This window comes from Pigmentiphaga sp. H8 (assembly GCF_003854895.1).
In the GTDB taxonomy this organism is placed as follows: Bacteria; Pseudomonadota; Gammaproteobacteria; order Burkholderiales; family Burkholderiaceae_B; genus Pigmentiphaga.
In genome coordinates this window covers 3,118,070-3,130,181 of the sequence record NZ_CP033966.1, presented here as the reverse complement: position 1 = coordinate 3,130,181, position 12,112 = coordinate 3,118,070, and the positions used below count along the sequence as shown (strand labels likewise).

The following is a 12,112-nucleotide window of genomic DNA, read 5'->3' as shown; positions in this document are numbered from 1 at the left end:
CGGGAGGGGTCAGGCGGCTTTGGCGGCGACGAAGCTGGGCGGGGCGGGCATGCCGGGCGAGACGGTCAGGGTCTCGTAGCCCGTGTCCGTCACCACCACCGTGTGTTCCCACTGGGCCGACAGGCTGTGGTCCCGGGTCACGATGGTCCAGCCGTCGGCCAGTTCGCGGATTTCCCGGCGTCCGGCGTTGATCATGGGTTCCACCGTGAAGATCATGCCGGGCAGCAGCTCGATGCCGGTGCCGGGCTTGCCGTAGTGCAGCACCTGCGGATCTTCGTGGAAGACCTGGCCGATGCCGTGGCCGCAGAACTCCCGGACCACGCTGTAGCCATGGGCTTCGGCATGTTTCTGGATGGCGTGGCCGATGTCGCCCAGATGGGCGCCGGGCCGGACCTGCTCGATGCCCAGCCACATGCATTCGTAGGTGACCTGCGCGAGGCGGCGCGCCAGGATGGACGGTTCGCCGGCGAAGAACATCCGGCTCGTGTCGCCGTGCCAGCCGTCCTTGATGATGGTGACGTCGATGTTGAGCGAGTCGCCGTTCTTCAGGACCTTGTCTCCGGGTATGCCGTGGCAGACCTGGTGGTTGACCGAGGTACAGATCGCCCCGGTGAAGGGCGGGTAGCCCGGCGGCGCATAGCCGATCGTGGCCGACTTCACCTTCAGTTCGTCGGTCATGTATTCCAGGCAGAGCCGGTCCAGTTCGCCGGTGGTCACGCCCGGCTTGACGTGGGGCGCGATGAAATCCAGCACGCTGGCCGCCGTCCGGCAGGCCTCGCGCATTTTCCCGATTTCCTCGGCCGACTTGATGGTGATGCTCATGATCTGCTTCCCGCGCTGTGTGCGCTCCATTATGGCCCCGGACCGCCCGTCGCGACCCCGCAGCCAGCCTGGAACGCCCTCCGAAGGGGGCGTGGCGAGGCTTTCTTGTAACAGGAAGCGACGAAGGCCAGGGCCGGGCCGGGCAGGTCGCTTGAGCAGGTGGTCCGGAAAATAGTAGAATTATAGGCTTCCTGTGATTTCAGGAAGTTTTTCAACGCTATTTTCAACCGCGCGCCGTGTCGTCCAGGGTGCCGGCCGGGCCTCATGTGGCCGGGCGGGTGCTGATACGGTGCAAGACCCAACCCTCGGAGTCAATATGTCCGTTAGCATGCGCGAAATGCTGGAAGCCGGTGTCCACTTCGGCCACCAAACCCGCTTCTGGAACCCCAAGATGGCCCCCTATATCTTCGGCCATCGCAACAAGATCCACATCATCAACCTCGAGAAGACCCTGGCCCTGTACCAGGACGCTCTGAAGTTCGTGCGTCAACTGTCGGCCCGTGGCGGCACGATCCTGTTCGTCAGCACCAAGCGCGCGGCTCGCGAGATCATCGCCGAGGAAGCGCAGCGCTGCGGCATGCCCTACGTCGACAGCCGCTGGCTGGGCGGCATGCTGACCAACTTCAAGACGGTCAAGACCTCGATCAAGCGCCTGAAGGACATGGAAGCCATGCAGGCCGAGGGCGCGACCGAGCGCATGAGCAAGAAAGAAGCGCTGATGTTCCAGCGCGAGCTCGAGAAGCTGAACAAGTCCATCGGCGGCATCAAGGACATGAACGGCCTGCCGGACGCGATCTTCATCATCGACGTCGGGTATCACAAAATTACCGTCACCGAAGCCAAGGCGCTTAACATTCCGGTCGTCGCCGTGGTCGATACTAACCACTCGCCGGACGGCGTGGCCCATGTCATCCCGGGCAACGACGACTCGTCCAAGGCGATCGCCCTGTACGCCCGTGGCGTGGCCGACGCCGTGGCCGAAGGCCGCGAGCAGGCCCTGCAAGGCGTGGTCGATGCCGTGACCGAAGGCGGCGACGAGTTCGTGGAAGTCGAAGGCGAGGAATAAGGTCCCCCCCTACGCGCTTGCGCGCGCCCCCCAGGGGGCGATGCGGGTGGACCGGAAGGGAAACCCACCCCCTACGCCCTTCGGGCGCCCCCTCAAGGGGGCGATGCGGGTGGACCGGCGGAGCCGGATCCACCGCATCCTGGGTCTGGGCCGGGGCTGGGCTTTCGCAGGTGAATGCTTGAAGGGGCCTTGTGCCCCTTCTTTATAGTCAAACTATATTTCCGCCTTTGTGAAGGGCGGAAGATGTCAGGAGTAATCATGGCCGAAATTACCGCAGCAATGGTCAAGGAACTGCGCGAGAAGACCGACGCGCCCATGATGGAGTGCAAGAAGGCGCTGACCGAGGCCGGTGGCGATCTGGCCAAGGCCGAGGAAATCCTGCGCGTGAAGCTGGGCAGCAAGGCCAGCAAGGCCGCCGCCCGCGTCACCGCCGAAGGCCTGGTGGCCCTGTATGTCTCGGCCGATGCCAAGACCGGCGTCGCCGTCGAAGTCAACAGCGAAACCGATTTCGTGGCCAAGAACGACGATTTCGTCCAGTTCGCCAACGATATCGCCGAGCTGATCGCCAAGGCCAACCCGGCCGACGTCGCGGCCCTGTCCGAGCTGGCGTTCCGTGACGGCACCGTGGAAAGCGTGCGTACCGCCCTGGTCGGCAAGATCGGCGAGAACATCTCCATCCGCCGCTTCACCCGCATCGCGACCGAGAACAAGCTGGCCCAGTACGTGCACGGCGGCCGCATCGGCGTGCTGGTCGAGTACTCCGGCGACGAAACGTTGGGCAAGGACATCGCCATGCACGTCGCGGCCACCAAGCCGAAGGCGCTGGACGCCTCGGGCGTGTCGCAGGACGACATCCAGCGCGAGCGTTCGGTGGCCGAGCAGAAGGCCGCCGAATCGGGCAAGCCCGCCGACATCGTCGCCAAGATGGTCGAAGGTTCGGTCCAGAAGTTCCTGAAAGAGGTTACGCTGTTGTCGCAACCGTTCGTCAAGGACGACAAGCAGACCGTGCAGCAGGTGCTCAAGGCCAAGAACTCCGCCGTCCAGCAGTTCGTGCTGTACGTCGTGGGCGAAGGCATCGAGAAGAAGGTCACCGACTTCGCCGCCGAAGTCGCTGCCCAGGCTGCTGCTGCTAAAAGCTGACCCCTGTAGTTTGACCCCCCTACGCGCTTGCGCGCGCCCCCCGGGGGGCGGCCTCGAGGGACCGGCGGAGCCGGATCCCTCGTGCCTCGTCTGGGGGAAGTGGGGCTGTTGTAAAGATGTAGATGTGACGCAGCGCAGAAGGGTGGGCCTCTGCGGGCGGGGAAGGGCCGGATGTCGGCGATTGCGCGGGAGCATGTATGACGGTGGAAATGAACGCATCTGGAACGAAAACGGGGGCGTACAAGCGCGTCCTGCTCAAGCTGTCGGGCGAGGCCCTGATGGGTGACGATGCGTTCGGTATCAACCGCGCGACCATCGGCCGCATGGTCGAGGAAATCGCCGAAGTGGCCGAGTCGGGCGTCGAACTGGCGCTGGTCATCGGCGGCGGCAACATCTTCCGCGGCGTGGCGCCGGGTGCCCAGGGCATGGACCGCGCCACCGCCGACTACATGGGCATGATGGCCACCATCATGAACTCGCTGGCGCTGCAGGATGCGCTCAAGCGCCGCGGCGTCGATGCCCGCGTGCAGTCCGCGCTGACCATCGAACAGGTGGTCGAGCCCTACATCCGCCCCAAGGCCCTGCGCTACCTGGAAGAGGGCAAGGTCGTGATCTTCGCGGCCGGCACGGGCAACCCGTTCTTCACCACCGATACGGCCGCCGCCCTGCGCGGCGCCGAGGTCGGTGCCGAAATCGTATTGAAGGCAACCAAGGTCGACGGCATCTATTCCGCCGATCCCAAGAAGGATCCCACGGCCACGCGCTACAGCCGCATCAGCTTCGACGAGGCCATCGTGCGTCGCCTGGAAGTGATGGATGCGACGGCGTTCGCGCTGTGCCGCGACCAGAAGCTGCCGATCAAGGTTTTTTCGATCAACAAGCCTGGCGCCCTGAAGCGCGTCGTCGCGGGCGACGACGAAGGCACGCTGGTGCACGTTTGATCGATTGTTCAGCATTTAGGAGACCGCAATGAGCGCTTCCGACGTCAAGAAAAACGCCGAGACCAAGATGGGCAAGTCCATCGACACCCTGAAGGGCAGTCTCGCGAAGATCCGTACGGGTCGTGCCCATGCCGGCATACTGGACCACGTCCAGGTCGAGTACTACGGCTCCATGGTGCCGCTGAGCCAGGTCGCCAACGTGAGCGTGCTCGATGCGCGCACCCTGAGCGTCCAGGCCTGGGAAAAGAAAATGGCGCAGGTGGTCGAGAAGGCCATCCGCGAATCCGATCTGGGGCTCAATCCCCAGTCCATGGGCGACTTGATCCGCGTGCCGATGCCGGCGCTGACCGAAGAGCGCCGCCGCGAACTGACCAAGGTGGTCAAGGGCGAGGGCGAGGATGCCAAGGTCGCCGTGCGCAACCTGCGCCGCGACGCCAACGAACAGCTCAAGCGCCTGGTCAAGGACAAGGAAATCTCCGAGGACGAAGAGCGCCGCGCGCAGGACGACGTCCAGAAGCTGACCGACCGTTTCGTCGCCGAGATCGACAAGGTGGTCACGCAGAAAGAAGCGGAGATCATGACGGTTTGAATTCCGCCATGTACATTCGGTCCCAGCGGAGCTGACATGGCCCTGAGTTCAACCCTCGGTGTTCCCCGTACCGACGCCGTGCCCAGGCATGTGGCGATCATCATGGACGGCAACGGCCGCTGGGCCACGCAGCGCTTCCTGCCCCGCGTGGCGGGCCACAAGAAGGGCGTGGATGCCGTCAGGGCGGTGGTGGAAGCCTGCGCCGCCCGCGGCGTCGAATACCTGACCCTGTTCGCCTTCAGTTCCGAGAACTGGCGCCGGCCGGCCGACGAGGTCTCGCTGCTGATGCGCTTGTTCGTCCATGCGCTGGAGCGGGAAGTCGCCCGGCTGGCCCGCAACGGCATCAAGCTCAAGGTCGTGGGCGACGTCAGCGCGTTCGAACCCCGGCTGCGCGAGCTGATCGCCGACGTGGAAGCGCGTACCAGCGGCAACGACCGCCTGACGCTGACCATCGCCGCCAACTACGGCGGACGCTGGGATATCCTGGAGGCCACGCGCCGCCTGCTGGCCGCGCGTCCGGACCTGGCCGCCCATCCCGAGCAACTGGACGAGGCCATGCTGTCGCCGTACCTGTCGATGGCCTACGCGCCCGAGCCGGACCTGTTCATCCGCACGGGCGGCGAAAAGCGCATCTCCAACTTCCTGGTCTGGCAACTGGCCTATACCGAGCTGTATTTCACCGATTGCTTCTGGCCCGATTTCGATGCCGAGCAACTGGACCTGGCGTGCAAGTCGTATCGCAGCCGCGAACGCCGCTTCGGCCGTACCAGCGCCCAGTTGAAGGCGCCGGCGGACGTCTCCTCCAACGGCGGCTGAGTCCATGCTCGGGCAACGCGTCGTCACCGCCATCGTCCTGCTGATCGTCCTGGTCGCCGTGCTGGCGGTTGCCGATCCGCGGCCCTTCGAGATATTGATGGCCGTGTTCGTGGGTTGCGCGCTGTGGGAGTGGTGGCGCCTGACGCTGTCGCCTCGCGGCGGCACCGGCCGTCCCCACCTGCCCGCCATCGCGGCGGGCGCGGCGCTGGGCGCGGCCCTGATCGCCTGGCGCTGGAACAGCGGCGGCGCCGACCTGTCGGCCGGGCCCGCCGGCGATGTCTGGCGCGGCCTGTGGATCGCCGTCTCGGCGGTCTGGCTGGGCCTTCTGGTGCCCATGCTGTTCCGCGCCAGTCCCGACGCCGAGCCCTGCAACCCGTGGCTGACCGCGCTGGCGCCGTTCGCGCTGCTGGCCGCCTGGTCGGCGCTGACCGCGGCGTTCGCGCGCAGCATGCCGTTCCTGCTGACCCTGATGGCGGTGGTCTGGATCGCCGACATCTCCGCCTATTTCGTCGGCCGGGCATTGGGACGCAACAAGCTGGCGCCGCACATCAGCCCGGGCAAGACCCGCGAGGGCGCGCTGGGCGGCATCGTCTGCGTGGCGGTCTTCGTGCTGGCCTGCGGCTTCTTCCCCGGTACCTTCGGCGCCGCCCTGGTCGCGCGCTGGGGATGGGCCGGGGCGCTGATCCTGGCGGTGGTGCTGGCGGCGCTGTCCATCGCGGGCGACCTGTTCGAATCGCTGATCAAGCGGCGCGCCGGCATCAAGGATTCCAGCAGCCTGCTGCCGGGCCATGGCGGCGTGCTGGATCGCATCGATGCCCTGATTCCCGTCCTGCCGCTGGCCGTCCTGCTGTCATGACCTTCCGTACCGTCACCCTGCTGGGCGCCACCGGCTCCATCGGCGCCAGCACGCTGGACGTGATCGCGCGCCATCCTCAGCGCTACCGCGTCCATGCCCTGAGCGCCCACAGCCGCATGGAGCAGCTTGCCGCCCAGGCGGAAGCCAGCCAGGCCGCCGTCGTGGTGGTGCCCGACGACGCGGCGCGCCAGCGTTTCGTCGACGCCTGGCGGGGCCGGGCACGGCTGCCCGAGATCCGCGTGGGTGCCGAGGCGCTGGCCGAGACCGCCGCCGACGAGGCCAGCGACACGGTCATGGCCGCCATCGTGGGCGCCGCGGGGCTGCCTTCGGCGCTGGCGGCCGCCAGCGCGGGCAAGCGGGTGCTGCTGGCCAACAAGGAAGCCCTGGTGGTGGCGGGGCGCCTGTTCATGGACGCGGTGCGCGACAACGGCGCCGAACTCCTGCCTATCGACAGCGAACACAACGCCATCTTCCAGTGCCTGCCGCATGGCGCCCGTGCTTCGGCGGCCCAGGCGCCGGCGCCGGGCGTGCGCCGGCTGCTGCTTACCGCCTCCGGCGGCCCGTTCCGCACCCGGCCGCTGGACAGCCTGGCGGACGTCACGCCGGACCAGGCCTGTGCCCATCCCAATTGGTCCATGGGGCGCAAGATCTCGGTCGATTCGGCCACCATGCTGAACAAGGGGCTGGAGGTCATCGAGGCGCACTGGCTGTTCGCGATGCCGCCGGAGCGCATCGACGTCGTGGTCCACCCGCAAAGCGTGATCCATTCCATGGTCGAGTACGACGACGGCTCGGTGCTGGCGCAACTCGGCCATCCCGACATGCGCACCCCCATCGCGTACGGCCTGGCGTTTCCCGAACGCATCGCCACGGGCGTGGGGCCGCTCGACCTGGCCCGCCTGGGCCGGCTGGACTTCGAGGCCCCTGACCTGGCCCGTTTCCCCTGCCTGCGGCTGGCCTTCGAGGCGCTGCGCGCGGGGCAGGGTGCCTGCGTGGCCCTGAATGCCGCCAACGAAGTGGCGGTCGAGGCTTTCCTGCGGGGCGCCGCCCCCTATCCGGCAATCGCGGCTATCATCGAGACCGTGCTGGAGGGCGCATGGACGAGCGTGGCGGGCCGGCTGGGCAGCCTGGATGGCTTGCTCGACCTGGATGGCGAGGCCCGCGCACGGGCCCGCGAGGCCCTGGCCCGGAACGCCGGGACGGGCCGCTAGGAGGCGCGCTTGCCGCGCCGCCAGGCTCCCGGTCACCGGCCTTTGGCCGATAATCCTGTCATGTTCGCTTACCGAGATTCCCCGCGTGTTTCCGGAGCCGGCGTGCATTTCCGTGTTAAATCGTCGGTTCGGCTGCCAGGGCAGGGCGCCGGAGCAAGGAGATTTCCATGTTGTTGACGTTGGCGGCCTTCGCCGTCGCGCTGGGCGTGCTGGTGGTGATCCATGAACTTGGGCACTACCTCGTGGCCCGCGCATGCGGGGTGCGCATCCTGAGGTTCTCGGTGGGGTTCGGCAAGGTGCTGTGCAAGCGCACCGACCGCCACGGCACGGAATGGGCCCTGTCGGCGATCCCGCTGGGCGGCTACGTGAAGATGCTGGACGAGCGCGAGGGCGAGGTCTCCGCCGCCGAACGTGGTCGGGCGTTCAACGCCCAGCCGGTGGGCAAGCGCATCGCCATCGTCGCGGCCGGACCGGTGTTCAACCTGGTGCTGGCGGCGCTGCTGTACGCGGCGCTGAACATGGCCGGCGTCAAGGAGCCCGCCGCCGTGCTGGGCGCTCCCGCGGCCGGCACGCCGGCCTTCGCGGCGGGCGTCCAGGCGGGCGACCGCATTCTCGCCATCGACGGCGCCGAGGTGGGTACCTGGGGCGACGCGCGCTGGATGCTGCTCAAGAGCCTGACCGACAAGGGGCGTCCCGCGGTCGAGGTGCAGACGGCCAGCGGCGAGCGCCGGGTGCGTCCGGTCGATTTCTCCCAGGCCGCGCTGGGCCAGATGGAAGGCGACGTGCTGGGCCGCGAGGGCTTTGGCCTGGCCAGCCCGAAACCCGTGATCCGCGGCATCATGCCCGAGAGCGCCGCCGCCCAGGCGGGCCTCCTGGCCGGCGACAGGGTGGTGGCGGTGGGCGACAAGAAGGATCCTTCGGCCACCGAGTTGATCACGCTGATCCAGGCCCACGCCGGCCAGCCGCTGCGCCTGTCCGTGGTGCGCGACGGCGCGGCGCTGGCGATCGACGTCCTGCCGCGCGAGGAACGCCTGGCGGACGGTACGCTGGTGGGCCGCATCGGCGCCCAGATCGGCGGCGACATCCAGCTCATCACCGTGCGTCACGGCCCGGTCGAGAGCCTGGCCATGGGCGCCCAGCGCACCGCCGAGGTGTCCTGGTTCTCGCTGCGGATGCTGGGCAAGATGCTGGTGGGGGACGTGGCGCTGAGCAACCTGAGCGGGCCGGTCACCATCGCCGACTACGCCGGCCAGACCGCCAGGATGGGGCTGGAAGCGTACATCGCCTTCCTGGCGCTGGTCAGCGTCAGTCTGGGCGTGTTGAATCTCCTGCCCATCCCCATGCTGGACGGGGGGCACCTGCTGTATTATCTCGTCGAGATCATCCGGGGCAGTCCGCCGCCGGAACGCTGGATGGAAGTGGGGCAGCGCGCCGGGTTCGGCATCCTGATGGTGCTGATGGCCGTTGCCTTGTTCAACGACTTTACGCGACTGCTGACCTAGAACCCATGCGCGCCGCCTTGCCCGCCGCCCCCGTGGACCGTGCCTCGACCGCCCGGGCCGGATCGAGCCGCACGCCGCGCTTTCGCATATCACTCAATTAAGAAAACTCCGGGATTACGCATGACCAATCGCACCCGGCGCATGCCGCGTCTGCTGTCCATTTTGCTGGCCATGGCGGTCACTCCGCTGGCCTACGCCTTCGATCCCTTCGTCGTCCGCGACATCCGGGTGGAAGGCATCCAGCGCACCGAAGCCGGCACGGTATTCGGGTACCTCCCGGTCAAGGTGGGCGAACGCTTCACCGAAGAGCAGGCCACGCAGGCGGTGCGCGCGCTGTATGGCACGGGCTTCTTCCGCGACGTGCGCATCGAGGTCGAGAACGACGTGGTGGTGGTCATCGTCGACGAACGCCCCGCGATCGCCGCGATCTCCTTCAACGGCATGCGTGAATTCGAGTCCGCCAACGTGCTCAAGTCGCTGGCCGAAGTGGGCTTCGCCGAGGCCCGCATCTTCGACCGCGCCTTGCTCGACCGCGCCGTGCAGGAGCTCAAGCGACAGTACCTGGCGCGCGGCAAGTACTCGGTCGAGATCGTGCCCACGATCACGCCGCTCGAACGCAATCGCGTCGGAATCACCTTCGACATCTTCGAAGGCGACGTGGCGCGCATCGCGGGCATCAAGATCATCGGCGCCAAGGCCATCCGCGAAAGCGAGCTGCTGGACCTGCTGCAGCTCACCACGCCGGGCTGGCTGACCTGGTACACCAAGGCCGACCAGTATTCCCGCCAGAAGCTGCAGGGCGACATCGAAACCCTGCGCTCCTACTACATGAACCGCGGCTACCTCGAGTTCAACGTCGATTCGCCGCAGGTCACGATCTCGCCCGACCGCAAGGACATCTTCATCACCCTGTCCATCACCGAGGGCGACAAGTACTCGGTCAGCGACGTCAAGCTGGCGGGCGACCTGCTGGGCCTGGACGAAGACCTCAACAAGCTGATCACGGTCAAGCCCGGCGAGACCTTCTCGGCCGAGAAGGTCAACGCTTCCAGCAAGGCCATTACCGACCACCTGGGCAAGCTGGGCTACGCCTTCAGCAACGTCAATGCCACGCCCCAGGTCGACCGCGAGAAAAAAACCGCGGCCATCACCTTCTTCGTCGATCCCAACCGCCGCGTGTACGTGCGCCGCGTGAACATCGGCGGCAACACCCGCACCCGCGACGTCGTGATCCGCCGCGAGATGCGCCAGCTCGAGAGCGCCTGGTACGACGCCGGCAAGATCCAGCTGTCGCGCGACCGGATCGACCGCCTGGGCTATTTCCAGAACATCAACATCGAGACGCCGCCGGTGCCGGGCACGCCCGACCAGATCGACGTCAACGTGAACGTCCAGGAAAAGCCCACGGGCATGATCAACCTGGGCGCGGGCTTCAGCAGTACCGACAAGGTGGTGCTGTCGGCGGGTATCAGCCAGGACAACATCTTCGGCAGCGGCACCACCGCCGGCCTGGAGCTGAACACCGGCAAGACCTACCGCACGATCGCGATCAGCCAGACCAACCCGTACTTCACGCAGGATGGCATCAGCCGGTCGACCAGCCTCTACTACCGTACGCTGCGTCCGCTGTCGATCAACACCGGCGACTACCGCATCAAGACCATGGGGGCGAGCCTGACGTTCGGCGTGCCCTTCACGGAAACCCAGCGCGTGTTCTTCGGCACCGCGCTGGAAGCCAACGACATCGACACCTACGACAGCAGCCCGCAGCGCTTCATCGACTACGTCAACACCTTCGGTGCGCGCAGCAACGCCGTCATCTTCTCGGTGGGCTGGAGCAACGACCGGCGCGACAGCGCGCTGGCGCCCACGCGCGGCACGTACCAGCGCGCCGCCGGCGAAACCTCGCTGTTCGGCGACCTGCGCTACTACAAGGCCAGCTACCAGCACCAGTACTACTGGCCCATCACGCGCAGCATGACGCTGGCGCTGAACGGCCAAGTCGACTACGGCAAGGGCTTCGGTGGCCGGCCGTACCCGCTGCTCAAGAACGTGTACGCCGGCGGTATCGGGTCGGTGCGCGGCTACGACGGCGGTTCGCTGGGCCCGCGCGACAGCAAGAACGGCGACAGCCTGGGCGGCGCCAAGCGGGTCATTGCCAATGCCGAACTGCTGCTGCCGTTCCCCGGCACCCAGCAGGACCGCACGCTGCGCTGGTTCCTGTTCGCCGACGCGGGTAACGTCTACGCCGACGAGGAGAACATCAACCTGGGCCAGCTGCGGTACTCGGCCGGTATCGGCCTGAGCTGGCAATCGCCCATCGGTCCGCTGAAGATTTCCTTCGGCAAGGCGCTCAACGCCAAGCCCCAGGACCGGACCCAGAGCTTCCAGTTCCAGATCGGCACGGGGTTCTGACGACGCGAAAGAGGCGGGTGGCCGCAAGGCCTATGCCCGCCCGGGAATTTTTCTGCTACAACCAATTACCAGGGCCAGGCCCCGGGCGCTTGCCCGGCCCGGCGCCATTAGTGGCAAAATACACGACTACCTTCCTAGCGAGAAATAAATGATCCGCATGTTTTCGACATCTGCTACCAGTCTGACCGCGTCCTCTGCAGTCAAGGGTGCCGGCCGGGTGCTGGCGGCTCTGGTGCTTTCTAGTGCCGCTGTCGGCGCGGCTCATGCCCAGGCATCCCAGGCCCCGGTCAAGATCGGCTTCGTCAACACCGAGCGGATCTTCCGCGACGCCGCCCCGGCCAAGGCGGCCCAGGCCAAGATCGAGGCCGACTTCAAGAAGCGCGATGCCGAGCTGCAAGACATGGCAAATCGCCTGCGCACCCAGTCGGAACAGTTGGACAAGGACAGCGCCGTGCTGTCCGAATCCGACCGCACCCGCCGCCAGCGCGACCTGAGCGACCTCGACAAGGACTTCCAGCGCAAGCGCCGCGAGTTCCAGGAGGACCTGAACCAGCGCCGCAACGAGGAACTCTCGCAGATCCTCGAGCGCGCCAACCGCGTGATCAAGCAGATCGCCGAGCAGGAAAACTACGACCTGATCTTCCAGGAAGCCGTCGTGGTCAGCCCGCGCGTCGACATCACCGACAAGGTCCTGAAGGCCCTGAACAGCGGCGCCAAGTAATTGCGCCGCTCTCGCATGTTCCTGTCGTCCGCG

11 protein-coding genes are annotated in these 12,112 nt (G+C 66.8%); 10 read left to right on the top strand and 1 reads right to left on the bottom strand.

The window, feature by feature from the left end:
• Window positions 1-9 precede the first annotated feature (9 nt).
• A complete protein-coding gene (gene map, locus EGT29_RS14880; RefSeq protein WP_124689720.1) occupies window positions 10-822 on the bottom strand; it encodes a type I methionyl aminopeptidase in 813 nt (270 codons plus the stop codon).
• Between the two features lie 316 nt (window positions 823-1,138).
• Here map and rpsB point away from each other — a divergent pair, with 316 nt between their 5' ends.
• The 10 genes from rpsB to EGT29_RS14830 all read left to right on the top strand — a co-directional run bounded on the left by rpsB (window position 1,139) and on the right by EGT29_RS14830 (window position 12,079).
• Complete coding sequence (gene rpsB, locus EGT29_RS14875; protein ID WP_124689719.1) at window positions 1,139-1,888, top strand: 30S ribosomal protein S2; 750 nt, start codon at window positions 1,139-1,141, stop codon at window positions 1,886-1,888.
• A gap of 258 nt (window positions 1,889-2,146) precedes the next feature.
• The gene (gene tsf / locus EGT29_RS14870; RefSeq protein WP_124689718.1) at window positions 2,147-3,028 is read left to right on the top strand and encodes a translation elongation factor Ts; all 882 of its coding nucleotides are present in this window, start codon (window positions 2,147-2,149) and stop codon (window positions 3,026-3,028) included.
• A gap of 209 nt (window positions 3,029-3,237) precedes the next feature.
• Entirely contained in the window at window positions 3,238-3,969 is a 732-nt protein-coding gene (gene pyrH, locus EGT29_RS14865; protein ID WP_124689717.1) for a UMP kinase, read from the top strand.
• Between the two features lie 28 nt (window positions 3,970-3,997).
• Window positions 3,998-4,558, top strand: a complete 561-nt coding sequence (frr, locus tag EGT29_RS14860; protein WP_124689716.1) for a ribosome recycling factor — start codon at window positions 3,998-4,000, stop codon at window positions 4,556-4,558.
• Window positions 4,559-4,594: 36 nt separating this feature from the next.
• Window positions 4,595-5,374: a polyprenyl diphosphate synthase gene (gene uppS / locus EGT29_RS14855; protein ID WP_124689715.1), complete on the top strand. Its 780-nt coding sequence runs from the start codon at window positions 4,595-4,597 to the stop codon at window positions 5,372-5,374.
• Between the two features lie 4 nt (window positions 5,375-5,378).
• On the top strand, window positions 5,379-6,230 hold the full coding sequence (locus tag EGT29_RS14850; protein WP_124689714.1) for a phosphatidate cytidylyltransferase: 852 nt from the start codon (window positions 5,379-5,381) through the stop codon (window positions 6,228-6,230).
• A complete protein-coding gene (locus EGT29_RS14845) occupies window positions 6,227-7,441 on the top strand; it encodes a 1-deoxy-D-xylulose-5-phosphate reductoisomerase (protein WP_124689713.1) in 1,215 nt (404 codons plus the stop codon). Before EGT29_RS14850 ends, EGT29_RS14845 begins: the two co-directional genes overlap by 4 nt.
• Before the next feature lie 167 nt (window positions 7,442-7,608).
• Window positions 7,609-8,943: an RIP metalloprotease RseP gene (gene rseP, locus EGT29_RS14840; RefSeq protein ID WP_124689712.1), complete on the top strand. Its 1,335-nt coding sequence runs from the start codon at window positions 7,609-7,611 to the stop codon at window positions 8,941-8,943.
• A 120-nt stretch (window positions 8,944-9,063) separates the two neighbouring features.
• Entirely contained in the window at window positions 9,064-11,358 is a 2,295-nt protein-coding gene (gene bamA / locus EGT29_RS14835) for an outer membrane protein assembly factor BamA (RefSeq protein WP_238159992.1), read from the top strand.
• Between the two features lie 157 nt (window positions 11,359-11,515).
• Window positions 11,516-12,079 (top strand): OmpH family outer membrane protein, encoded by a 564-nt coding sequence (locus tag EGT29_RS14830; RefSeq protein ID WP_087837430.1) that lies wholly within the window; start codon window positions 11,516-11,518, stop codon window positions 12,077-12,079.
• Window positions 12,080-12,112 lie beyond the last annotated feature (33 nt).